This window comes from Nostoc sp. UHCC 0302 (genome assembly GCF_038096175.1).
Lineage (GTDB): Bacteria > Cyanobacteriota > Cyanobacteriia > Cyanobacteriales > Nostocaceae > UHCC-0302.
The window spans coordinates 1,652,308-1,675,488 of sequence record NZ_CP151099.1; the positions used below are offsets into that span (position 1 = coordinate 1,652,308).

Annotated in this window: 21 protein-coding genes and 2 pseudogenes; 17 read left to right on the forward strand and 6 right to left on the reverse strand. The window is 40.1% G+C overall.

Features of this window, described 5'->3' with window-relative positions:
- Positions 1 to 144: 144 nt before the first annotated feature.
- Positions 145 to 1,326, reverse strand: a complete 1,182-nt coding sequence (locus WKK05_RS06825) for a class I SAM-dependent methyltransferase (RefSeq protein ID WP_341529009.1) — start codon at positions 1,324 to 1,326, stop codon at positions 145 to 147.
- Positions 1,327 to 1,450: 124 nt separating this feature from the next.
- Here WKK05_RS06825 and WKK05_RS06830 point away from each other — a divergent pair, with 124 nt between their 5' ends.
- Positions 1,451 to 2,176: a 2-phosphosulfolactate phosphatase gene (locus tag WKK05_RS06830; protein WP_341529010.1), complete on the forward strand. Its 726-nt coding sequence runs from the start codon at positions 1,451 to 1,453 to the stop codon at positions 2,174 to 2,176.
- A 34-nt stretch (positions 2,177 to 2,210) separates the two neighbouring features.
- Here WKK05_RS06830 and WKK05_RS06835 read toward each other — a convergent pair whose 3' ends face one another.
- The gene (locus WKK05_RS06835; protein WP_341529011.1) at positions 2,211 to 2,741 is read right to left on the reverse strand and encodes a hypothetical protein; all 531 of its coding nucleotides are present in this window, start codon (positions 2,739 to 2,741) and stop codon (positions 2,211 to 2,213) included.
- A gap of 489 nt (positions 2,742 to 3,230) precedes the next feature.
- Between WKK05_RS06835 and WKK05_RS06840 the strand changes: the two genes are divergently transcribed.
- The 4 genes from WKK05_RS06840 to WKK05_RS06855 all read left to right on the forward strand — a co-directional run bounded on the left by WKK05_RS06840 (position 3,231) and on the right by WKK05_RS06855 (position 8,396).
- Positions 3,231 to 6,548 (forward strand): phycobilisome rod-core linker polypeptide, encoded by a 3,318-nt coding sequence (locus WKK05_RS06840; RefSeq protein WP_341529012.1) that lies wholly within the window; start codon positions 3,231 to 3,233, stop codon positions 6,546 to 6,548.
- A gap of 371 nt (positions 6,549 to 6,919) precedes the next feature.
- A complete protein-coding gene (gene apcA, locus WKK05_RS06845) occupies positions 6,920 to 7,405 on the forward strand; it encodes an allophycocyanin subunit alpha (protein WP_341529013.1) in 486 nt (161 codons plus the stop codon).
- Between the two features lie 68 nt (positions 7,406 to 7,473).
- Positions 7,474 to 7,962, forward strand: a complete 489-nt coding sequence (gene apcB / locus WKK05_RS06850; RefSeq protein ID WP_341529014.1) for an allophycocyanin subunit beta — start codon at positions 7,474 to 7,476, stop codon at positions 7,960 to 7,962.
- A 227-nt stretch (positions 7,963 to 8,189) separates the two neighbouring features.
- Entirely contained in the window at positions 8,190 to 8,396 is a 207-nt protein-coding gene (locus WKK05_RS06855; protein WP_138504247.1) for a phycobilisome linker polypeptide, read from the forward strand.
- A 66-nt stretch (positions 8,397 to 8,462) separates the two neighbouring features.
- Here the strand turns inward: WKK05_RS06855 and WKK05_RS06860 are convergent, their stop codons facing one another.
- On the reverse strand, positions 8,463 to 9,473 hold the full coding sequence (locus WKK05_RS06860) for a hypothetical protein (protein ID WP_341529015.1): 1,011 nt from the start codon (positions 9,471 to 9,473) through the stop codon (positions 8,463 to 8,465).
- Between the two features lie 601 nt (positions 9,474 to 10,074).
- On the opposite strand from WKK05_RS06860, the gene WKK05_RS06865 reads away from it, so the two are divergent.
- The 5 genes and pseudogenes from WKK05_RS06865 to WKK05_RS06885 all read left to right on the forward strand — a co-directional run.
- Complete coding sequence (locus WKK05_RS06865; RefSeq protein WP_341529016.1) at positions 10,075 to 10,845, forward strand: methyltransferase domain-containing protein; 771 nt, start codon at positions 10,075 to 10,077, stop codon at positions 10,843 to 10,845.
- Positions 10,842 to 11,561 (forward strand): iron-containing redox enzyme family protein, encoded by a 720-nt coding sequence (locus WKK05_RS06870; RefSeq protein ID WP_341529017.1) that lies wholly within the window; start codon positions 10,842 to 10,844, stop codon positions 11,559 to 11,561. The genes WKK05_RS06865 and WKK05_RS06870 overlap by 4 nt, the downstream gene beginning before the upstream one ends.
- 235 nt (positions 11,562 to 11,796) lie before the next feature.
- Positions 11,797 to 12,348: a heme NO-binding domain-containing protein gene (locus tag WKK05_RS06875; RefSeq protein WP_341529018.1), complete on the forward strand. Its 552-nt coding sequence runs from the start codon at positions 11,797 to 11,799 to the stop codon at positions 12,346 to 12,348.
- 10 nt (positions 12,349 to 12,358) lie between these two features.
- Positions 12,359 to 13,870, forward strand: coding sequence for an ATP-binding protein (locus WKK05_RS06880; protein WP_341529019.1), 1,512 nt, complete (start codon positions 12,359 to 12,361; stop codon positions 13,868 to 13,870).
- A gap of 186 nt (positions 13,871 to 14,056) precedes the next feature.
- Positions 14,057 to 14,257, forward strand: a pseudogene (locus WKK05_RS06885) (glycosyltransferase family 4 protein); the annotation flags it as partial.
- Between the two features lie 15 nt (positions 14,258 to 14,272).
- On the opposite strand, the gene WKK05_RS06890 reads toward WKK05_RS06885, so the two are convergent.
- Both WKK05_RS06890 and WKK05_RS06895 read right to left on the reverse strand, forming a co-directional pair.
- The gene (locus WKK05_RS06890) at positions 14,273 to 14,914 is read right to left on the reverse strand and encodes an IS630 family transposase (protein ID WP_341528462.1); all 642 of its coding nucleotides are present in this window, start codon (positions 14,912 to 14,914) and stop codon (positions 14,273 to 14,275) included.
- Positions 14,833 to 15,219: an IS630 transposase-related protein gene (locus tag WKK05_RS06895; RefSeq protein WP_341528461.1), complete on the reverse strand. Its 387-nt coding sequence runs from the start codon at positions 15,217 to 15,219 to the stop codon at positions 14,833 to 14,835. Before WKK05_RS06895 ends, WKK05_RS06890 begins: the two co-directional genes overlap by 82 nt.
- Before the next feature lie 52 nt (positions 15,220 to 15,271).
- On the opposite strand from WKK05_RS06895, the pseudogene WKK05_RS06900 reads away from it, so the two are divergent.
- Positions 15,272 to 16,237, forward strand: a pseudogene (locus WKK05_RS06900) (glycosyltransferase); the annotation flags it as partial.
- Here WKK05_RS06900 and WKK05_RS06905 read toward each other — a convergent pair.
- Positions 16,198 to 17,442, reverse strand: coding sequence for a glycosyltransferase family 4 protein (locus tag WKK05_RS06905; RefSeq protein ID WP_341529020.1), 1,245 nt, complete (start codon positions 17,440 to 17,442; stop codon positions 16,198 to 16,200). The pseudogene WKK05_RS06900 and the gene WKK05_RS06905 sit on opposite strands and share 40 nt — an antisense overlap.
- 194 nt (positions 17,443 to 17,636) lie before the next feature.
- On the opposite strand from WKK05_RS06905, the gene WKK05_RS06910 reads away from it, so the two are divergent.
- From WKK05_RS06910 to WKK05_RS06935, 6 genes are all read left to right on the forward strand, one after another.
- The gene (locus WKK05_RS06910; protein ID WP_341529021.1) at positions 17,637 to 18,539 is read left to right on the forward strand and encodes a hypothetical protein; all 903 of its coding nucleotides are present in this window, start codon (positions 17,637 to 17,639) and stop codon (positions 18,537 to 18,539) included.
- A 4-nt stretch (positions 18,540 to 18,543) separates the two neighbouring features.
- Positions 18,544 to 19,206: a hypothetical protein gene (locus WKK05_RS06915; RefSeq protein WP_341529022.1), complete on the forward strand. Its 663-nt coding sequence runs from the start codon at positions 18,544 to 18,546 to the stop codon at positions 19,204 to 19,206.
- Positions 19,207 to 19,209: 3 nt separating this feature from the next.
- Positions 19,210 to 19,821, forward strand: coding sequence for an FHA domain-containing protein (locus tag WKK05_RS06920; RefSeq protein ID WP_341529023.1), 612 nt, complete (start codon positions 19,210 to 19,212; stop codon positions 19,819 to 19,821).
- A gap of 75 nt (positions 19,822 to 19,896) precedes the next feature.
- Positions 19,897 to 20,970 (forward strand): UDP-N-acetylglucosamine--LPS N-acetylglucosamine transferase, encoded by a 1,074-nt coding sequence (locus WKK05_RS06925; protein WP_341529024.1) that lies wholly within the window; start codon positions 19,897 to 19,899, stop codon positions 20,968 to 20,970.
- 288 nt (positions 20,971 to 21,258) lie between these two features.
- Positions 21,259 to 22,443 (forward strand): FtsW/RodA/SpoVE family cell cycle protein, encoded by a 1,185-nt coding sequence (locus WKK05_RS06930; RefSeq protein WP_341529025.1) that lies wholly within the window; start codon positions 21,259 to 21,261, stop codon positions 22,441 to 22,443.
- 107 nt (positions 22,444 to 22,550) lie between these two features.
- A complete protein-coding gene (locus WKK05_RS06935; protein ID WP_341529026.1) occupies positions 22,551 to 22,988 on the forward strand; it encodes a hypothetical protein in 438 nt (145 codons plus the stop codon).
- Positions 22,989 to 23,181 lie beyond the last annotated feature (193 nt).

Below are 23,181 nucleotides of genomic sequence, written 5' to 3' on the forward strand. Positions count from 1 at the left end.
GCACTGCTCAGTTGAATCTGCATACGTAAAACAACTGTGATTTTGATAAATTTTAGTTCTTGACTGCGTTTTTTCTTAGGTAAGCAAAATTTAGCAGAAGGGAGAAGGGGTGTAAAAAAAGCTTCTTATCCTACACCCCTAAACCTAAACTGGTGTCAATAAAATCAACTGCTGCTTGAGGAGCGTTCTAACTCCATCCAATCCCAATTGCACACCTGCTAAAATCTCTGCCACTGTTGAATTACCATCACATTTTTGTAGAAACTCAAACTCTGCTACTGACAAGTTGACGATTTGGTAATCGTAATTAAAGAAACATTGACTAGGAAATCCATCAATACAAGGATTAAGTTCGGGAATTGCGGTTAATAGAGCGTTATCTTTTGACCAGTCGGCTTTAATTAGAGGAGGGCGACCCAGGAAAAACTCATAATGAGTAACTTCTGGATCTAGTAATTCTATCAAGCGGTAACGCTGGCGATCGCTCAATCCTTCTGCTCGTTCGATTAAATCTGGTGCTTTCGCCAAAAGTCTTTCTAAATCCCAAAAAGCTGGATTCGAGAAGCCAATAAACTCCAAGCCGGAAGTATCAATTAATTCAAATAATGTTTCTATGTTGTAATCAATTTCTTGCGGATGAACATACATATCCGCAAAGTATTCATCCTTGTGGTTTTCTAGTGACCAACGCTGCTTATCGTATTTGACAATCCGGTTATTTTCTGGTAAGGAAGCAAATATTTGTCGTCCGACTTGGACACCATCGCGGTAATCGCCTTTTTTGTCACCTTGGAGAAGAGCGATCGCTTTTTGCATGAGTTGAATTTCCCAGCGCCCCAACTCTCCATAGACAAAAATGTGCATCAAACCACCTGGGGCTAATTTCTTCGCCAGGGCTTGAATACCACGAATTGGATCGGGGGTATGATGTAAAACCCCAACGCAGTTAATTAAATCAAATTCACCTGGTAACTGTTCCACATCGAACAAACTCAGGTGATGAAACTCGACGCGGTTAGCTCCAGAACGCTGACAACGTTCTTTTGCTACAGCCAAAGCGCCAGTACTCAGGTCAATTCCCACGACAGAAGCTTGCGGGTTGAGGTGAACCAAGTACTCTGTACCCACTCCCGTACCACAGCCAGCATCTAAAATGCGGATATCTTGCTTTTGGGGTTTTTGACCTGTGCAGAAGTTATAAGCGGCTAACCAATTCCAGCGCCAATTGTAGCCTGGAGGGGGTTCATCTAACAGGGCTTCTGGTGGAAAAGGGTAGGTGTTGTAGAGTTTGGCAACAGCAGCGCTAACAGTTTGGGAATCTGACATGATGAGCAAAATTGTGGCAATTTTGAATTTAGTAAATGCTAGAGACTTGAGGTACATCAGGTAATCTATTGTAGGACGGGCAAGATACCTATTCCACAATCAGATCAAGAATATTCAGACTAATATGATTTACGACCAGTCAGAGTTTGATTTATGTTGTGAGTGGGGTCTACATGGAGTTGCTCAACTGGCTCCGAACAGTGATGTAGTTGTAATAGTTGATATTCTGTCTTTTACAACTTGTGTAGAAATTGCCACTAACAACGGCGCGATAATTTTTCCCTATGCATATAAAGATGAATCAGTTGTAGATTATGCCAAGTCAGTGCAAGCAGAGTTGGCAAGTCATAGACAACGCTGGACTACAACTGGATATTCGCTTTCACCAAAGTCAATAGAGCAGATTCCATCTGGAACTAGATTAGTTTTGCCTTCACCTAATGGTTCTTTTCTAACTTTAACAACTGGGAATAAACCAACTTTGGCTGGCTGCTTACGAAATTGCCAAGCTGTAGCGCAGTTTGCCCAAAAGTATGGCAATAAAATTGCAGTAATTCCTGGTGGTGAGAGATGGAAAGATGATGGTAGCCTACGACCTGCATTTGAAGATTTAATTGGTGCTGGGGCAATTCTTAGTTATTTGCATGGTAGTCTCTCACCAGAAGCTCAAATGGCTGTGGCGACGTTTCAGGCTTTTGAGCATGATTTTTTAGGGTACTTGCAAAAATGTAGTTCAGGTAAAGAGTTGATTGCAGCAGGTTTTGAATCTGACGTTGAACTGGCTGCTGCCTACAATATTAGCGATTGCGTGCCTTTGTTTACTGATAATGCTTATGTCAAACAGCCATGAGCAGCAATTCAAAATTCTCAGCTACAGGGTTACATCAAAGGTCACATTGATTGGTTTGGCAATATTTTGCGTTATCTATAAACTCTTGTAAATTCCTTAAAGGAATTATCTGAAATGATGACCCACCCTGCACTTCAGCAGTGATGTAAGCAAACTTTTGCCCGCGATAATACTGGTCACGACCAATTTTGATCACATATCGAGACTTCTGGAAGTCGGTGGCAATGTCCGAATTATAAATATTTTGTAATAATTTTACTGCTCTGGCATTCTTTGTGGTGAATTTGAGGCGATTATCACCACTAACTGTTATTCCCTCTTTAGTCACTGTCCCATTTTGAGAGGTGACATCAGTATAAAAGTATAATTTTCCCTTTGTACCGTCATAACCGTGGGCTTCGCTGTTGTATCTCAGAGTTGGTAGTTGAGATTTGGTCTTTGCCCATTGGACAACAGTGCTAATGTTTTGTCCTGGAAGCGCATTTGCAGGAGCAACAGCCAAAATAATACCTATGGCAGATAAAGTAGCACTGATTAAATTATTGTGGCTATAAATTTTATACATATTCTTTTCTTGTATATAAATACTTGTAGCTACAGTTTAAACGTCCCTGATTTGGGAATTATTCAAAAGGTAGTGTCAGCTACAGCATTTATTGCTAGTAGCAAAAACAACTTAACATTGACTCTAAACTACTGTCCACTGATATTGCTAAAAGCAATTTTGTTTCAACTCAGATTTTGCATCTGTTGTAATAGCAGTAGAGAGTCGCGACTCTACTACTGAGTTAGAAAACGCAGGTTTTGTTTCAGGAAAACAAGACCATCAAGTTTTAAAAATGGATGCATTAAGATTACAGGATCTACATAGTTCTTAATAAACCAGCCCTGAGAACGCAAAACGTTCTAATCTAAAAGCTAACTGGGTTAATTTACTGGCAGTTTTGAAGGCGGTACTCTTAAGCTCTTAAGGCATAAATACACCGATGTGTCAAGCCTCAAAGCGACCCAGACTTAACACATAAATAATTATGATGGGAGTTTTAAAAATCCGATGAGTGTTAAGGCAAGTGGTGGAAGCTCAGTTGCGCGTCCGCAACTATATCAAACCCTAGCTGTAGCTACAATTACCCAAGCGGAGCAGCAAGACCGCTTTTTGGTAAACGGGGAATTAAATGAACTAGCAAGCTATTTTGCATCTGGTGCAAAGCGTCTAGAAATATCCCAGACGCTCACGGAAAATTCTGAGATTATCGTATCTCGGGCTGCTAACCGGATTTTTGTCGGTGGTTCGCCAATGGCTTTTTTAGAAAAGCCAAGAGAAGTAGAAATAGTACCCGTTGCTGCTGGTGCTGATGTTGGAGATGGAATGAGACTAGGAACTGTAACCTACGTTGAAAGCCGTGGTGGATTCCTAGAAAATTTACGTTCAATCTTTAACTCATCGCCCAGCGGCCCAACTCCTCCAGGTTTCAGGCCAATTAACATTGCTCGTTATGGCCCAAGTAACATGGCCAAGAGCTTACGAGACTTATCGTGGTTCTTGCGCTACGCTACTTATGCGATCGTTGCTGGTGACCCCAACATCATCGCCGTGAATACAAGAGGTCTGCGGGAAATAATTGAAAATGCTTGCTCTGGTGAAGCAACGTTGGTGGCTTTGCAAGAAATTAAAGCTGCATCCCTTTCCTTTTTCCGTAGGGACGCTGAGGCTACAGAAATTGTGTCTCAGTACATGGATGTTCTGCTGACAGAATTTAAAGCAGCCACACCTTCGAATAAAGTACGTCAACGTCCTTCTGGCGACCAACAAGGGCTGCAATTACCTCAAATTTACTTTAATGCGGCAGAACGGCGACCCAAATTTGTCATGAAGTCTGGGTTGTCAGCTTCTGAAAAAAATGAGGTGATCAAAGCAGCCTATCGGCAAGTCTTTGAGCGCGACATTACCCGTGCTTATAGTTTGTCGATATCTGATATTGAATCCAAAGTGAAAAATGGCGACATCTCCATGAAGGAGTTTGTTCGTCGTTTAGCTAAATCTCCCCTTTACCAAAAACAGTTTTACCAGCCTTTTATTAACAGCCGAGTCATTGAACTGGCTTTCCGTCACATTTTGGGACGAGGGCCAAGCAGTCGCGAAGAAGTACAAAAATACTTCGCGATTATTTCTAATGGTGGTTTACCTGCCTTGGTAGATGCCTTGGTGGATTCTGCTGAATATAGTGACTATTTTGGTGAAGAGACAGTACCTTACCTCCGGGGTCTGGGTCAAGAGGCACAAGAATGCCGCAACTGGGGGCCGCAGCAAGACCTGTTTAACTACAGTGCGCCTTTCCGCAAGATACCTCAGTTCATCACGACATTCGCCGCTTACGAACAACCATTACCAGATCAGCACCCCTACGGTTCTGGTAACGACCCGTTAGAAATTCAGTTTGGGGCGATTTTCCCGAAAGAAACTCGCAACCCCAGCACCAGCCCGGCTCCTTTTGGCAAGGATACCAAACGCATCCTGATTCACCAAGGCCCAGGAATTAATAACCAAAATAGCAATCCCAAAGCGCGGGGTGAAGCACCAGGTACGCTTGGGCCCAAGGTGTTCAAGTTGGATCAAATCCCAACCACCATTGGTAAAAAAATACCCAAGAGTACGAGTGTAAAATTCTCTGAAAGCTCCACGCAAGCAGTGATTAGAGCTGCTTACTTGCAAGTTTTTGGTCGGGATGTGTACGAAGGTCAGCGCCAGAAGGCATTGGAAATCAGACTGGAAAGTGGTCAGATTTCCGTGCGGGAGTTTATTCGGGCTTTGGCTAAGTCGGATGTATTCCGCAATCTGTACTGGTCATCGCTGTATGTTTGTAAAGCGATTGAGTACATTCACCGCCGCTTGTTGGGTCGTCCAACTTATGGTCGTCAAGAACTCAACAAGTACTTTGATCTGGCCTCTAAGAAGGGCTTTTATGCGGTGGTTGACGCCATCATTAACACTCCAGAGTACGATGAGGCATTTGGTGAAGATACAGTTCCTTATGAACGGTATCTGACTCCTGGTGGTGTCGCAGGGCGACAGTTGCGTGTTGGTAGTATTGGCGAAGATATTGGCGTCAAAGTCCAGAAGGAAGAAACGCCGAACTTTGTGAAACTGGGTACAGTTACAGAAAAACGTACAGAACCAGATATTCAGTTCCGGATTAACCAAGGCGTCAGCAAGCAACGCGAACAAACCAAAATCTTCAAACTGGTGGCAAATACCAGTGACAAAGTTGCTGTCAAAACTTTGATTAGCGCTGCATATCGGCAGATTTTTGAGCGCGATATTGCACCATACATCGCCAAAAACGAATTCACGGCTTGGGAAAGCAAGCTGGGGAACGGCGAAATTAGTGTGAAGGAGTTTATTGAAGGTTTGGGTTACTCAAACCTCTACCTGAAGGAATTCTATACACCCTACCCCAATACCAAGGTGATTGAGTTAGGAACTAAACACTTCTTGGGGCGCGCACCATTAGATCAGGCAGAAATCCGCAAGTATAACCAGATTTTGGCTACTCAAGGAATTCGTGCCTTTATTGGTGCTTTGGTGAATAGTCAGGAGTATCGCGAAGTGTTTGGTGAAGATACAGTGCCTTACCGTCGCTTCCCAACCTTACCAGCGGCGAACTTCCCGAATACAGAGAAGCTTTACAACCAGCTTACCAAGCAAAACGATGACGTAGTTGTACCTAGCTTTAAGCCAGTGCAACCTCGTGTCGGGTATGTCTCTACTCCTCTGACGGTGAAGGCGATCGCAAATATATCCGCTAACGATAGCCAAGCTTTGGTTAGTGAACTCGGTCGTTCCTACAACGGCGTAAGCGAACAGTCCACCCAAGTTAGTAGAGGTACAACCTACCGTAAACACGTACGCATTTACCGCGTGAGTGATGGCATAAACCAAGTCGAAAGACAACAGGTTATTAACGCCATTTATTGTCAGGTTTTGGATGTATTTAGCAGTGAAGTGCCTGATAATTTCCGCCGTACTGACCTAGACAACAAACTCCAGAATGGCGAAATCTCCGTGCGGGAGTTTGTCCGTCAACTAGCAAGTTCGGAAATTTATCGTCAGCGCTTCTACACACCTTATCCCCACGCCAAGGTAATTGAGTTCCTTTTCCGTCACCTCGTGGGGCGCACACCTGCAACTCAAGAAGAAATTCATCAGCATACCAAACTGCTAGCTGATAGTGGTTTACAAGCTGCTGTAGAAGCAATTGTGGATAGCCCAGAATATTCCCGCTTCTTTGGAGAAGACGTGGTGCCTTACAACCGCTTTCCATCCTTGCCAACAGGTAACTACCTCGGCAGTGTACAGACAGCGGCTGAGTAGGAACTAGGGACTGGGGTATTAGGGAATAGAAATTATAATTCTCTTCCCAATGCCCCCTTCCCAATGCCCTATGCCCTATTCGCAACCTTTCGTAATAATGCTTTCAGAATACTAAATCTGAAAATTAATATTACAAAGTATTAAGAGCAGTCATAAATGCTCAACAGAATGCCGGAAAATGTTTTGCGGAAGGTAGCTGAGTTTAAAAGCTTGTGTACTTGTATTAAGTCAAGCAAACTCGTAATCTATTAGCAATAGCAGTTATTTAACTGTTGTCTCTAAGAAGACGAGAAAATAATCTCAGTCAACCAAATTCAAGTCGCACCAGTTTAATCAAATCCTGGTTTCATTCGTACTGGAGGAATCCATTAATGAGTATCGTCACGAAGTCCATCGTGAATGCTGATGCAGAGGCTCGCTATCTCAGCCCTGGTGAATTAGATCGGATCAAAAACTTTGTTGCTAGTGGTGAGCGCCGTCTGCGGATTGCTCAAATTTTGACAGAAAATCGCGAACGTCTGGTTAAGCAAGCTGGCGATCAACTGTTCCAAAAGCGTCCTGATGTTGTGTCTCCTGGTGGTAACGCTTACGGTCAAGAATTGACCGCTACTTGTCTGCGTGACCTAGATTACTACCTCCGCCTCGTCACCTACGGTATCGTTGCTGGTGATGTCACCCCCATCGAAGAAATCGGTGTTATTGGCGCTCGTGAACTCTACAAGTCCTTGGGAACTCCTATTGAGGGTGTTGCTGAAGGTATCCGCGGACTGAAGAATGTATCTGCTACACTGCTGTCTGGTGATGACGCAGCTGAAGCTGGTAACTACTTCGACTACCTAATTGGCGCTTTGCTGTAGGGCGAAGCTGTTTCCTCGGCACGAAACACGAAGTATTGCAATACTGTTGGAAATAAGGAAATAACAACATGGCTCAAGATGCAATTACCGCTGTAATTAATTCTGCGGACGTTCAAGGTAAGTACCTCGACAGTAGCGCTTTAGAGAAGCTGAAAGTTTACTTCTCTACAGGCGAACTGCGCGTACGTGCTGCTAGCACCATCAGCGCTAACGCAGCTGCGATCGTCAAAGAAGCTGTAGCAAAGTCTTTGCTATACTCTGACATCACCCGTCCCGGTGGCAATATGTACACCACCCGTCGCTATGCTGCTTGCATCCGCGATTTGGACTACTACCTGCGCTATGCTACCTACGCTATGTTGGCTGGAGATCCTTCCATCCTAGATGAGCGTGTGTTGAATGGTTTGAAAGAAACCTACAACTCTTTGGGTGTTCCCGTTGGTGCTACCGTGCAAGCTATCCAATCTATTAAAGAAGTAACTTCTAGCTTGGTAGGTTCTGAAGCTGGTAAGGAAATGGGCGTTTACTTAGACTATATCTCTTCTGGCTTAAGCTAGGAGTTGGTTTGCGCTTAAGAATTTAGGTGCGGCTGTATTAAGGTCTGGAAATCAATCGTGAGTGCTAGAACGTTTTATTGCTTACTTTGATTAAATATTCACTGATGAGTGTTAGCGGTCTAGTATTGATGTTTGATTTCCAGCCTTGGAATGAATAATTTAAGATTTGCACTCAAAATATTGAGATAAAAAAAGTTTCCACAAATACTACAGGAGATTCACAAAATATGGCTCGTTTGTTTAAAATTACTGCACTTGTTCCTAGCCAAACCCGAATTCGTACCCAACGCGAACTGCAAAATACTTACTTCACCAAGCTAGTTCCCTATGAGAACTGGTTCCGTGAACAGCAACGGATTCAAAAAGCAGGCGGCAAAATTATCAAAGTGGAACTAGCCACTGGTAAGCAAGGTGCTAACGCTGGATTGTCATAGTTTTTGTAAAAAGAAAATTATTGTAGGGAATTGTTGAGAGGTCAAAAAAGACCTCTTTTTTATTGCTTATTCCAATTTGGTATTAAATATATTTATGAGGCGATAACCGCGAGTGTAAAGTGGAACTGGAGAACTAGGTTTCTGCCTGTTCTTAGCCTGTTCAACAGTTTCATCAAACACAATTAGCGTTTCTTTACCAACCTTGAGCCAATCTTCATAAGGTACACTCATATCTTCTTCAACACCACCACTGCTCGGTGCTACCATTGCCCGATAAGCTTCATTAAATTTCCTACGGAACCGGAAATCTACTGATATTCTTAGACCTTCAGTTTTTCGTCTAACTGTTTGGTGCAATCCACGGGCATCATTAAAGTACATCGTGCCGTGTCGTAGTTGTGCTTCTGTGTAAGAAACCACCATTGGAATATCCCGTCCTTCATCGAAGTCTGACATCACCCGCATAGCCTGTAGTTCCATCTGACGGGGCATTTCACCCGCTTCTATAGTGATATTATCAATGTCACCAAACAGTGGCAAAATTACTACAGTGGCATCAGCGGGAACACCTGCCCAAACATCGCTGTGGCACTTGGAACTAGCAAAAGGCAGACGTGTCTTTTCTATATCAGTCTTACCATAGACCATGCGGAGATTTACTGGTAAATCCACTGCATCAATCAAGTCTTGCCCTCCCAGTTGGCAAAAAGCCTCAGCAACACTTTTTTGAAATAGGTTAAATGCTAGAGTATGTTCTCGCTTGGGCATTAAAAGACCTGTACCAGTGTAGTTCGGCAAAGTATTTCTGGCTTCTAATAGCCGTTGAAGCATTTCAGCTTCTGAAAGAATGATTGGACTATTTAGACATTCTGAAATATAAGCCGCAGCAGCAACTTGGATCTGCTGGAATAACTCAGGCTTTAATTTGTGTTCAAACAGTAGTCGGTACTGTCGCCTTGTAGCCATGCTATCAGCAAGCTGATCAAACAGGCGATCGCCAAGCTCAGAGAATGCGATCGCACGTTCATATTGTAATTGATTACACACTGATGATTCTCTTAACAGTTCTTCTAGCATCGTTTCTCCTGCAGCTGTTTTAAATTAACTAAATTATTTATCAATACAAAAAAGATTTATTTGTAAAACAAATCTGACTTTTATAAATTAGCAATGTAATTTTATTTATACCTCCTAAAATATACTGCTTTTTATTTATTATTTGTTTGGAGTCAAAGAGCATTTGCAACTAATATTTTTTAATATTTATAAAATTTTTAAATACGCTAATAAAACTAGTTTAAACAAATCTATATTTATGAATTTTAATCCTACAAGATTTATAAAGATAGATTTATTTAGCTGTTTTTATTTAAAGAAATTAAAAAGTAGTTAGCTAGGCAAATTGACTTTTTCTTTAAAACTAGAATTTTTTGCTGTCTGTAAGTCATCAAGAATATAAAAATAAGTAAATTCAACATTATCAATCAAAAAAGCAAATGTTAGAAGATAAATAGATTGTTTTATTTGAGAAGACAAAATTTGAAATACATACGCTATTTTTGGATGAAAAACTAGGACTAATAGCTAGCCTATCGATGATATTCATTCGCAGATCCAAGACAATTTTATATATTTAGCTGAATTTCAACAAAAATAACCCAAATGTAAATAGTTGAAAATGTCAAATTTAACTCATAAAAACTCAACTAGAAACTTATATAATCACACAGCATCAGATTGGATTAGAGGAGAACCCAGTTCTCTCTCAGACTTTACAGCACGCCCTTTTGTACTAGAGCTTTGTGAGCCTGTAGCTGGGTTAAGAGTACTCGACCTTGGTTGTGGTGAAGGTTATTGCAGCCGAGAGCTACGGCGACGTGGTGCTGAACGTGTACATGGTATAGACCTTTCTCAAAGCATGATTGAAGCAGCTAGTTTGCAAGAAGTAGAAGATGCTTTGGGTATTAGCTACGAAGTAGGATGTGCTACTAACCTCAAACAGTTTGATGATAGTGAATTTGACTTAGTTGTTGCAGTATTTTTATTCAACTATTTAACAATTGCTCAGACCCAGGAATGCATGGCGGAAATTATACGTATTCTTCGCCCTGGCGGCCGATTCGTATTCAGTGTTCCCCATCCATCCTTTCCCTATATGCGTGAGGCAGCATACCCGTTTTATTTTCAAGTTGAAGGTAAAGGCTACTTTAGTAAGCGAGACCAGCAGTTTCCAGGTCGTATTTGGAAACGAGACGGCTCTTGGCTCAATGTTCAATTAATTCACAAAACTCTTGAGGATTATTTTAATGCTCTTAAAGTTGCTGGCTTTAATACAATGCCATCGCTACGGGAATTACGTGTTACTCCCGAACATATCGCTCTAGACGAATCATTTTTTAAACCTTTATTTGACCAACCACTTCATTTAGCTATACAAGTATCACGATGACACAGATATATTCTTTAGTGAAAAATCCCTTCCGTGAAATCACGGTTAATCATCCTCTATGGAACCATGAGTTTCTCATCCGCTGTCGTACTGAAAATTTATTTCTCGCAGACGTACAGTTGCTAGCTGTTCAAATGTACAAATTTTCCAAAGAATTTAATCGAATTCTGGCTAGTATCTTGGCTTGCTGCCAAGATGAAACCACACAGTTAGTAATCTTAGAAAATTTATTTGACGAAATGGGACAGGGCGATGTCACTCAGTCTCATCCAGAATTGTTTCGGCGATTTACCCGCGCACTTGGCATTGATGACGAAACTTTAGCAGCACTACCCACTGCTCCTGAAACTCGCGCCCTCATTGAAACTTACTTGAGTATTCCACATAAGTACGGCTATTTAGCTGCACTGGGTGCTGTTTGTTATGCTTCTGAAGGAATTGTTAGCTCGTTGTATACACAACTATACAAAGGAATTATTGGTGCTGCGCCTTTGCCGAAAGAATCGCTGATATTTTTTGAAGTCCATATTGATGTAGACGATAGCCATGCAGCAAAGCTTGCAGCAGCGATTGAACCTCGGATTACAATGCGTGAAGAGGAGATTGTAAAGCAGGCTATTGTTGAGGCAATGGATGCCCGTGTCCAATTTTTTAATGGAATTTACCGACAAAGCTCTAAATATAACTTGTCTCATCATTCTTTACTCTTTACTTAATAATTAACTTTAGGACACTTAGTAAGTAAAAATACGGTTGCTTAAAGCCTATTTTGCACCAATACAATACAGATATATTATTCTAATTTTTGCTTTTTTTTGAAACTGGAGACTAAATCAACTCAAGAGTTGCAACCGAAGAAATAGTTACTTAAATAACTTGTTTAGAGCATTAGTTATCCAGTCTCAGTTATATTCACAAAGCAAAATTTAGTTGTAGCAACAGGAGGCTTCCATGTACGGATTAGTGAATAAGGCGATTCAAGACATGGTGTGCAGTCGATTTAGTGAACAGACTTGGAAAGAAATTAAGCAGAAAGCTGAGGTAGACGTAGATGTTTTCCTCAGTATGGAAGGCTATCCTGATGACATCACCCATAGGCTGGTAAAAGCTGCTAGTGTCATTTTGGGTTTATCATCCGCAGAGATTATGCAAGCTTTTGGAGAATTCTGGGTTCAGTACACGGCTCAAGAAGGCTATGGCGAAATGATGGATATGAGTGGGGATACACTGCCAGAGTTTTTAGAAAACCTTGACAATCTTCACGCTCGTGTAGGAGTGAGCTTTCCTAAACTCCAACCCCCATCATTTGAGTGTACTGAGATGGAGGAAAATTCTTTGAACTTACACTATCGCTCTAGTAGAGAAGGGCTGTCTCCTATGATTCTGGGGTTAGTGAAAGGATTGGGAGCAAGATTTGATACCAAAGTTGATATTACCCAAACCCAGAGCCGGGATGAAGATGCTGAACATGATGAATTTTTAGTAATTTATAAACCAAATTGAGTGCAGCAGCATGGCTTCTCCTCACCTTACTCTTTCACCAGAATTGCTGGTGAAAGCTTTTCCTTTTCACTTTGCCTTTAATCGTAATCTGGAAATTGTACAAGCTGGTGATGTTTTAGGACGTATTAGTCCTGAACCATTAGTTGGTCAATTAATTGACCAGAATTTCCAAATTAATCGTCCAAAAATTCCAGTTGATTTTGATGCAATTAATAAACAATCCCGCGCTCTCTTCATATTGGAGTTTCTCCATAATGGAATGCAGCTAAAGGGTCAGATGATGTATCAGGCAGAGCAGGAGGTAATGTTTTTCTTAGGTTCTCCTTGGATTACAGAGACAGCCAGCCTCGCACCTCTGGGTATCAAACTCAAAGATTTTGCAATTCACGACCCAATTATTGATTTTCTCTTTCTACTAAAAGCTCAGAGTACCGCTTTGTCTGATGCTAAAAAGTTAACTAATGAGCTAAAACAGCAAAGAGCGCAACTACAAAGTGCACTGCAAATCAAGGGGAAGTTGGCAGAAATTGCGGAAGCACAATCCAAAAAATTAGAAAAATCTCTTAAGGAGCTACAACAAACCCAGGCTCAATTAGTCCAGGCTGAAAAAATGTCTAGTCTAGGACAGTTAGTTGCGGGAGTTGCTCACGAAATTAATAACCCTATTAACTTCATTTATGGCAATTTAAAATATACAAAAGAATATACACTGTCTCTACTGAGGTTAGTGCATCTTTATCAGCAATTTTATACTCATCCTGTCCCAGAAATTGAATACTATATTGAGGAAATTGATTTAGATTTTTTAATAGATGATTTACCTAAAATCTTAAATTCAATGCAAATGGGAGCTGAGCGTATCTCTGAAATTGTGTTGTCATTACGTAACTTTTCCCGTCTTGATGAAGCAGAAATGAAAAGTGTTGATATTCACGAAGGGCTAGATAATACTTTGCTAATTTTGCAGAATAGATTAAAGGATAACGTTGAGCATCCGGGTATCGAAGTAGTTAAAAATTATGGAAATTTGCCTTTAATAGAGTGCTATGCTGGACAACTCAATCAAGTATTTATGAATATTATCAGTAATGCGATTGATGCATTGGATAACTATAATAGTCAGCGCCCGATCGCAGAAATTCACGCTAATCCTAATAAAATTACAATTACAACAGAAATTATAGGAACAAACTGTGTTATTCAAATCACTGATAATGGTTCGGGAATGACAGAAATAGTTAAGGAACGACTATTTGATCCATTTTTCACCACTAAACCTATAGGTAAGGGTACAGGTTTGGGTTTATCAATTAGCTATCAAATTGTAGTTGACAAACATAAGGGAATACTTAAATGTTTATCAGAACATGGTCGGGGAACTGAGTTCTTAATTGAAATCCCTTTATCTATTAATAGCCAGCCACCTAGTAGCAATAAATCATTGAGTTTAGTTAAATATTATTTAAATAAAAAGTATATTGAACTGCCAAGACAAGGCAGTGCGTTGCAAAGAAAAATTTGAGTGGTAGCTTCGTGCTTCCCTTGCAGCAATTGCCGTGCTTACTGCTATGGAGAAGCAACCTATGCACAGTGTCTCGCAGAGAAGGATTTATTTAATTTGCGTAGTATAAGGATACTTAAAGTCAATTTTTAGAGTGTGAGTAAGTTATCTTAAACTCATTATTAAACTGTTGACTACATACTTATTATGAAACGTCTTCTGTTGATTACAGAACGATTTGCGCCAGATTTGGGGGGCTTGGCTAGTAGTGCAACGCGATTGGTAGCTACCCTCTGCCAACTGGGTATGGAAATCGATGTTGTCACTTGGAGTCGTTATCTGCAACCTGGTGAACTTTTGCCACCAGAAATTCTAAAGGCAAATTCTCGGATCTATCGTATAGGCTTACAGCATTTACGGCTGTTATGAGGTACAGTAGCAGCAACTAGCAAACCAGTTTCTTAAATGTTGAGGATTTATTAAATCGAGTGCAACTGAGATTAGTTGATCAACCATTTCTGTTGTAGTTGGAGCAAAAGTACGTAAAAAAGATTTAAGTTGTGACCACCATAATTCAATTGGATTAAAATCGGGGGAGTATGGTGATAAACATATAACTTTTGCACCGACAGCTTCAATCATTGGCACAATTGAATCTAGTTTATGCGCGGATAAATTATCCATTACTACCACTGCTCCTGACCATAAATTTGGCACTAAAAACTTTTCAATAAATAATTCAAATGCAATGCCATCCATTGAACCATTTATTGTCATCAATGCAACTACTTCTTTAATACTAATTGCTCCAATTATCGTAACTTTTGAGCCTCTGTAGAAGGGGTTAGTAGAGTAAGCTCTTGTTCCCCTTTGTGAACGCGCATGAGTCCTAGTTAACCCAAGTAGAGCACCAGTTTCATCCAAAAATACTAAGTTTTCTGGCTCTATATGTTTGACCTTATCCCAAAAATTTAGTCTTAAATTTAGGACTCTCTCCGTCCCTGCTTGGGTACTCCGCTTTGTTTTTTTTTCCGATTTAATCCTAATTTCTGTAACGCACGACACATTGCACTTTGACCTACCCAATTACCAGTCTTGTCTGCAAATAATTCACACAACTCTATCAATGTTGCATCTGGATATGATTCAACTAATTCTCTCAACTCTGTGTCAGCATTTGTTAAATGACTAAATTGTGGCTTTCCTCGCGCCTTGGATTGCAAATTTCCTTCAAGTTTTTGTTGTTTTACAAGCTTTTGTACTAAACTCTTTGAGACTGAAAAAATGTCAGCCACTTTCCTGATTGAAATGTTTTTCTCAAGATGTGCTGCAACTATTTTTTCTCGAAGATCGACAGAGTAGGACTTCATTTAAAAGTATTTATATTTTTATTTAGTGTACCTTATAATAGACGCAAGTGCTGTATACCGTCATTGGGACATGACGATGCCCTATACTCTAAACGTTCTGGATTGGTTGCATCAGAATCGTGCTTATGATGCTGTGTGGGGTCATTATTTGTTCCCAAGTGGTTTTCTGGCTACTTGGTTTGCAGCACTCAAAGGAATACCCAGTACAGTTAGCGCCCGTGGTAATGATATTGATAGAGAGATGTTTCCGCCTGGAGATTTTGCCCGGCTGCAATGGACGCTGCAAAACGCCAATTTAATCACTGCGGTAAGTGCTGATATGTCTTGCAAAATTCAGCTATTAAGTGGACGAAATGATGTTTTGGTGTTGAAAAATGCGGTTGATACAGAAATATTTTCTCCAGAGGCAAAAAGGGGAGAAATTACTAGGAAGTCTTTGGGAATTACCGCAGATGAAGTGATACTCGGATTTTGTGGAGAATTGCGTGAAAAAAAAGGTCAGCAGTTTCTACTAAATGCTTTGACAACGGTTCGCACTCAACGTTCGGCTTGTCTGTTAATTATTGGCGAGGTACGGGCTTCTCAGGAATCTATGCTGCAACTTTATGCAACTCACCAGCCAGAAAATGCCCAGCGGATTATTATCACAGGACACTTGCCTAACCCTAGCATAGTTGCCGAATATCTGCGGCTATGCGATGTTTACCTTCAGCCTTCACTCTGGGAAGGAATGCCGAATGCGCTATTAGAGGCGATGGCTTGTGGTTGTTGCTGTATTGCTAGTGATGCTGGTGGGATTCCAGAGGTAATTTTACATGGTGAAAATGGCTTTTTGCTGCCTCGTTCACATTTGCATAAGTTAGGCGAAGCTGTATTGGAATGTTTGGCGTTGTCAGCAAAGGAAAAAAATAAGATTACTCAAGCAGCACGCGATCGCATCCTCAATGAGTATTCTATAACTCAGGAACAACAACTACTTCAAACTTTAATTGACCGTTTAATTCCCAATTCTGTATAAGCAGCAATCAAAGCTTCACCTGCACATTTCCAAGTGTAATACTCTGCAATTCGTCTTTGGGCATTGGCTGCAAGCTGGGTTATCAATTCTCGATCATTTCGCAACCGCAATACTGCATCTTTAATTGCCTTTGCTGAACCCGGCTTGACTAACAAAAAATGTACCCCATCTTCACCTAATTCTCGTACTACTGGCAAATCGCTAGCAATCACAGGTATTCCCGTTGCCATACCTTCTAAAATCTTCAAAGGGCAACAACCTTGGACTAAATTGCGATCGTTGGGCGTTAGTGGGGCTAAAATTACATCTGAAGCATGGATATGTTCAACCAACTGTTTTTGTGACATTGGTTCTAAAATAGTTAGCCTATCTGCAATTCCCAACTTTAATGCTAGCTGCTTTAATCTTTTAATTTGATAATCTCTGGCTTGTCCAATGATTGTTAAGCAGGCAGGAAAATCTCGGTTTACTAGTTCTAAAGCCTCAATCGCTAAATTTACACCCTGCCAAGATGAAAGCGTGCCGAAATACAACATCTGTAAGACACTCTCAGACTGGAAGTCTGTGGCTACACAAACTAAGTTCGAGAAGGCAGACTGGGCGTTGTTTATATTTCCTACACAGTAGGTAAAGACATCTAGATCTACACCATTGGGAATCATTCGAATTTTATTTGCTGGTACACCACGGTTTTGTAAATATTCAGCAGTGACACTACTGGGTGTAACAATTAAGTCTGCGGCTTCTAGACAAATTTGCTCTTGTGAGTGCAGTTTATGCAGCAGTTCTGGATCATCAGCCACGGCTGGATAACGATATTTTAGTTCTACAGAAGGTAAGCCGTTCACCTCAAAGATTAGGCGATCGCAGTATTGCTTTTTATTAACTGCAATGACAAAACCTTCGTAAATCGAACGGATATGCACTGTCTCAAATCGCCGTCCTTGCAACCATACTCTTAGCAATTGGCGAAAATGCAAAATTCTCTGAATCAAATTATCTCCCAAAGCTGGTAACATTGTCTGCATAACTTGCGGATGAATTTCATTAGAATCTATACTTTTTGTTAGAGGAGAAACTGTTACTAACTGAATATCACCAAAAGCTGCTGCTAAAGCCATAGAAAAAGCCACAATATGAATAGCTGCTCCCTTTGGTGCGGGAACTAAATCAAAGGAAATATAAGCAATTCTTGGTTGCGTCATAAATATTTATAAGTTTCATTGACAGCTAATTTTTCCCTTGTTATACTGACGGCGAAATTGTATATGTTTTATTTAATATATTTTTATAAACATAAATTTTAAAATAATTTAAATAAATTTAATAATAATGAAAACTTCCTCAATATCTAATTAGTAGATGTTTGTTTTAATTAAGTTTATAGTATTTAGGTAATATGGCAATTGAATTAAAGGATTTCCGAAAAACTCTCAGCTATGCAATACAAGCACCAGTTGCCAATGTGATAGCTGATTTATATAAGATAGAAGAAATTAATACAATTTCTGAATTAAAGCAAAAAGAATATGCGAATAAAGCACTTTACTATTTATTAGGGATAGTAGGTTTATTTATATTATTTATGATTGTAGGTAATATTAGCCTTGATAAGGGATTACAAGCTCTGATTGTGATTCTTCTATTTTTGGCTTTTATTATTTTGGTTATCGCAGGGATTTATGCATTAGTAAAACGTTATAAATTCAACCAATTAAAGATTAGTTTTTTTCGTTCTGAACTCACAAAAAAAATCGTGCAGATGCTGTCTAGAGATATGGATCAATCAGCTTTGATTGATTTGCAATTATCCTTTCAGCCAATAGAGAGAAAAGAAAATAAGATAAATACCATAAAGCATCCTAATAAGCCAGGATGGAATATAGATAATTATGAAGATACATGGTTGAAAGTTCAAGGACAGTTTTTAGATAAAACTCGCTTTGAATTAAGTACAAGTGGTATATGTAAAAGGCAATATGGCTGGAAAACTGGCCGCAGTGGTAAAAGCAAGCATAAATCAAAAACAAAATTTTTGGGATTAGACATTAACTTAAGCTTAACTTATCCTCAGCGCCGCTATGGAGCAGTTAAAATTTTAAAAAATGAAGTCAATGATGCGATAATACTGCCTGATTTAACTTATCTAAAAGGCTTAAAAGTTACAGAGAAAGCAATGCATATTTCTGTAAGAATATCACCACAGATTGCAGAGGAACAAGAAGCAGTATATCAAACAGTTACAGCAATGTTTTTGAGCCTTTATCAAGTATTAAATTTAGCAAAAATACTTTCTAAATAAAAATATGAAAAACAAAATTTTAGTAGTGTTAATTCTAGGTGTTTTAAGTACCTCAGTTTTTTCCTGTAGTAAAACAGGTAATGAAGTATCTCAACTGAACAGTTCTCAACCAATACCTTCTGCAATTAATGTTACTGCTCAGACAGATAAAATTAAGTTCAAAACAGATGGTGGTTCTGATTTATACGCTCTAAAACCACAAGCAGATGGAACAAAACTAGTTGATGGAAATGACAAAGAGTTAGCAAGGATCAAGGTAGATAAGCCAGGTAGAATTAAAATTAAAAATGCTTCGGATAAAGTCTTAGGTTATGTAGTGACTGCTAAAGGTGAATGGAAGCTGGAATCAGATAAAAATAAAGAATTATATGTTTTGAAACGAGAAAACGATGGAAACTATAAGCTACAATATTTTGGGAATAAAGAAATTTATCGGATTCAAACACGCAACAATGGTTTAGAGATTGGAACACCAGATAATAAGTTAGTTTATACAGTGAGAGTCAAAGAAGGTAAAACTTCATTGATAAATCCTAATTCCAAAACAACTTTATATACGAAGTTTGAAATATCACCTATTGCATTTTCCTGTTTAGGATTTGATATTCTTAGCCGTGAACAAAGGGCAGCTCTAGCTTATGCTGTCAACTCAACAGGAGGACAATAAACTTTGCAGATTCAGCTAAATTGGATAGACCCTAATACAGGAGAAAGCCGAAAACCATTATTAGAAACTCCAGTAGCAATTGGGCGAGAATTTCAGCAAATGCCGCAACAAAGCAATGGTGAAAGAGTCTCTAGAGTGGTAATCCAAGATGACCTAGTTGCAGACTACCACGCCTTGATTGAGTGGCAAAATCAAGAATTAATAATTATTGACCAAAATACAAGTACTGGCATAAAAATTAATGGCGAGCAGTTGACTACTGGTAACCTGAAAGATGGCGATCGCATCCAAATTGGTGCTTGCGAAATTGTGGTAAACTTCGCAGATACAGCATGGGAATGCGATCGCATGGTAGGCTTTCTATTCAAACGCTGCTGCGGACGTACTGATAGAACAGACTGTCCCTACTGTAACGAGTCATACGAAGAAGACTACGCCTATTATTCTGGATATGGCAATTATCAGTCTGGTTATTGGGGTAGTGACTATTATTATGAACGTGACCGATACTCCTACGACCCCAATACTGGCAATGTAGACTTTACAGAAGCTGATGCTACGAGTTTTGAAAATGAAAACGATGCTGATTTTGAAAGCAATATGGGAGCAAGTTAAAGCTACAGTACTGAGTGCTGAGTACAAAACTATAAATTAAAAGCAATAAAATTATTTAGTTATAGAGTTTTAACTTTGAGTTATCAATTAAAAACTTCCTTAAACTCCTCACTCATAACTCCCAACTCAGCACGGGCTAAACGCCCCATTACCGCTAATAGCACTGAAGAGTGGTTAATTTACGCTTTAGGTGGTGGTTGGGGACATTTGACTCGTGCTTTGTCCTTGGGAAGAATAGCAGCCAATCACATAAAAGTGAGGATTATCACAAATAGCCCTTATGCACAGCAGATAGGTGATGAAGGTTGCTTAGTGGATTGGATTCCCGATAATATTGGTTTCTCTGCAACTTGTAGGCAAGTACGGGAAATTTTATGCAATACTCACTACGATCGCTTGATTATTGATACTTTTCCTAGAGGTTTGGGTGGTGAGTTAGCAGATATCTTACCAGAATTGCATTATTTGCCGCGAATCTTAATTCATCGTGACATCAATCCTCGTTATATTACCGCCAAAGATTTGCGGTCTTTTGTGGTAGAAAATTTTGATTTGGTGATTGTACCAGGAGAAGGAGAAGACTTATCTTTGTGTGATTTGCCTTGTGTGCAGCATACAGCACCTTGGTTGATTCGTAATGCTTGGGAGTTACCAGATAGAGTTACAGTGCGATCGCATATCCTCAAAGTAGATCAATCTGTCAACACTCTTCTTGTGTGTGCAACTGGCCAAGTTTCTGAACTACACATTTTTGGTCAAATAGCACTAAATTTACATAAAACTTTTCCTGAATGTGCAGTCAGGATTTTAGCTGCTAATTGTCCTGCAAATTGCCCACAGGCTTTATGGGTGTCTCACCAGCCGGGAATTGAATGTTTAATTGCAGCTGATATAGTCGTTGGTGGGGCTGGCTACAACACAGTTTACGAATGTGCATCTGTGGGTGTACCGTTGGTAGCATTGGCTTTTCCTAGACTGTACGATCGCCAAGCAAAAAGAGCTAGCAAAGCTTATTTGGTCAAGGATATTGAAGAGGCAATCACTACTGTAGGCATACTTTTAGACCAAACACCACCAAGAAACAACTCGTATGTGCCATCTTACATTAATGGTGCTGTACAAGCAGCCCAGCATAATTACGAGTTATAGGCATTAAAAGCGAATCTCGGCCTGCATCGGCATCCTACAGGCGGCTTTGGAGAATTTATAGCTTCCTCCAGCGGTTAAGCTTCAGAACTATTTTGATGATTTCAGTTGAACAATTTAACAATTGACAGTAGCGATCGCCAGACTAATTTACGCAGATGAGGTATAACTTGTAAGTTATAACTTATGAATTTTATTTCTAACTCCTGTACAGACGCGTAGACGCTCGAAGAGCGGCTTCTCATAAGAGTATAATCGCGTCTCTACTCCTAACTCTTTACTCCTTGTACCGTGAATCTACGCCACCTGATTCCAATTTTTGACAATTCCGTCTCCCGCTGGGCATTAGAGGCGCGGGTGTTACGCTGGCTAACATTGATTTGGCTGTTTGTCGGATTGATCATGTTATTCTCAGCATCCTATCCCGTTGCTGACGCTAACTATCAAGATGGTCTGTACTACATTAAACGTCAGCTGCTGTGGATGCTAGTTGGCTTAATAGGATTCAATATTTTTGCTAACGTTCCCTTGCGTAAAATTTTGGGGTTATCTCCTTGGTTAGTAATCCTGCTATTAGGATTAATAATCATTACTCTGTTACCAGGATTGGGAAAGACAGACCTTGGTTCAGCCCGTAGGCTACTAGGCCCAGTTCCTATACAACCCTCAGAATTAATTAAACCCTTTTTAGTGCTGCAAAGTGCGCGACTTTTTGGTCAGTGGGAACGAATAAGTTGGCGAATTCGCCTCGCTTGGTTGGGGATTTTCGCTTTTATACTTTTAGGAATTCTTGCTCAGCCTAACTTAAGTACAACAGCCCTTTGCGGTATGACGATTTGGTTAATTGCCCTAGCAGGCGGGTTACCTTACAAATATTTAGGCGGAACAGCACTCAGTGGAGTCGTGTTAGCAGTACTAAGTATTAGTCTTAAAGAGTATCAGCGTAAACGGGTAATGTCATTCCTCAATCCTTGGGCTGATCCTACAGGAGATGGTTACCAGTTAGTACAAAGTTTACTAGCAGTGGGTTCTGGGAGAACTTGGGGCGCTGGATACGGACTTTCTCAACAAAAGCTATTTTATCTACCCATTCAAGACACCGATTTTATTTTTGCCGTGTTTGCCGAAGAGTTTGGCTTTATTGGCAGTATTGTGTTGTTGTTAATGTTAGCTTTATTCGCCACACTCGGATTAATTGTGGCACTAAAAGCTAAAAATCCAGTACATCGACTGGTAGCGATTGGTGTGACGATTTTGATGGTAGGACAATCATTGCTGCATATTGGTGTTGCTACAGGTTCTCTACCTACCACAGGCTTACCCTTGCCCATGTTTAGCTATGGTGGTAATTCCATGATTGCCAGCTTGTTAGCTGCTGGGCTGCTGATTCGGGTAGCACGTGAGAGTAGTGAAGCTGAAGTAGTACCTTTGCAAAGACCTCTACTGCAAAATGGGGGCAAGCGTCGGTCTTTATAGAAAACCACAATTTTTTAAGACTTTTTTCTTAACTGTCTTAACTGTCCTTGCATCTTTAGTGGCGATCGCTAGATGATATAAGCACAAATATTAAAGGATGGAAAACAATGACAGCAGCATCTCAAGCAACAACTCAAACAACTAATATTATAGATTTAGTGGTTAACAGCAAAAAGAACTGCTACCACCTGTTTTCGCAACGCATGACTGAGATTCAAAACACAGGAGTCAACACAGAAATCAAGCCAGGAATTCACGTTGTTAGAATTCGGAAAGGTTCTTTTGATTACGTCCAAGGTGATGTTCAGAAGGGCGAACCCATAGTAATGCTATGGATTTATGGTGGTAAGTTCAAGAATTTAAAAACCAATATAGAGGTTCCAGCAGGCTGGTCAACTTTGAACGGTTATGATGATACCCTAACCTTAGCGGTATCAGAAACTTCGACACTGTGCGCCTTCTTTTTTGATGTTGAAGTTGGCGATAACGATGGAGATGTGACAGTTTCAGTGATTAAAGTTGGTGAACTTGACGATTTAAATTAGCCCTGTTTTATCATTCTCGAAAAAAAATAATACAGCATAATTCAGAAGTAAAATAGGCTTTACGCGAGGGACTGAGACTTAGCTTGTGTACTTCACCAACTTGATATTAGCTGTAAGAGCCAAATTTTAAGTATTTTAGCTAGTGTTTTAATTTAACCTTTCACAGATGCGATAAATTAAAGTTTGTAGTTTG

Bases quoted from the DNA above. Each gene is read 5' to 3' on its own strand.
- WKK05_RS06825 (WP_341529009.1), bottom strand. From the start codon at position 1,326: ATGTCAGATTCCCAAACTGTTAGCGCTGCTGTTGCCAAACTCTACAAC.
- WKK05_RS06830 (WP_341529010.1), top strand. From the start codon at position 1,451: ATGATTTACGACCAGTCAGAGTTTGATTTATGTTGTGAGTGGGGTCTA.
- WKK05_RS06835 (WP_341529011.1), bottom strand. From the start codon at position 2,741: ATGTATAAAATTTATAGCCACAATAATTTAATCAGTGCTACTTTATCT.
- WKK05_RS06840 (WP_341529012.1), top strand. From the start codon at position 3,231: ATGAGTGTTAAGGCAAGTGGTGGAAGCTCAGTTGCGCGTCCGCAACTA.
- apcA (WP_341529013.1), top strand. From the start codon at position 6,920: ATGAGTATCGTCACGAAGTCCATCGTGAATGCTGATGCAGAGGCTCGC.
- apcB (WP_341529014.1), top strand. From the start codon at position 7,474: ATGGCTCAAGATGCAATTACCGCTGTAATTAATTCTGCGGACGTTCAA.
- WKK05_RS06855 (WP_138504247.1), top strand. From the start codon at position 8,190: ATGGCTCGTTTGTTTAAAATTACTGCACTTGTTCCTAGCCAAACCCGA.
- WKK05_RS06860 (WP_341529015.1), bottom strand. From the start codon at position 9,473: ATGCTAGAAGAACTGTTAAGAGAATCATCAGTGTGTAATCAATTACAA.
- WKK05_RS06865 (WP_341529016.1), top strand. From the start codon at position 10,075: ATGTCAAATTTAACTCATAAAAACTCAACTAGAAACTTATATAATCAC.
- WKK05_RS06870 (WP_341529017.1), top strand. From the start codon at position 10,842: ATGACACAGATATATTCTTTAGTGAAAAATCCCTTCCGTGAAATCACG.
- WKK05_RS06875 (WP_341529018.1), top strand. From the start codon at position 11,797: ATGTACGGATTAGTGAATAAGGCGATTCAAGACATGGTGTGCAGTCGA.
- WKK05_RS06880 (WP_341529019.1), top strand. From the start codon at position 12,359: ATGGCTTCTCCTCACCTTACTCTTTCACCAGAATTGCTGGTGAAAGCT.
- WKK05_RS06895 (WP_341528461.1), bottom strand. From the start codon at position 15,219: ATGAAGTCCTACTCTGTCGATCTTCGAGAAAAAATAGTTGCAGCACAT.
- WKK05_RS06905 (WP_341529020.1), bottom strand. From the start codon at position 17,442: ATGACGCAACCAAGAATTGCTTATATTTCCTTTGATTTAGTTCCCGCA.
- WKK05_RS06910 (WP_341529021.1), top strand. From the start codon at position 17,637: ATGGCAATTGAATTAAAGGATTTCCGAAAAACTCTCAGCTATGCAATA.
- WKK05_RS06915 (WP_341529022.1), top strand. From the start codon at position 18,544: ATGAAAAACAAAATTTTAGTAGTGTTAATTCTAGGTGTTTTAAGTACC.
- WKK05_RS06935 (WP_341529026.1), top strand. From the start codon at position 22,551: ATGACAGCAGCATCTCAAGCAACAACTCAAACAACTAATATTATAGAT.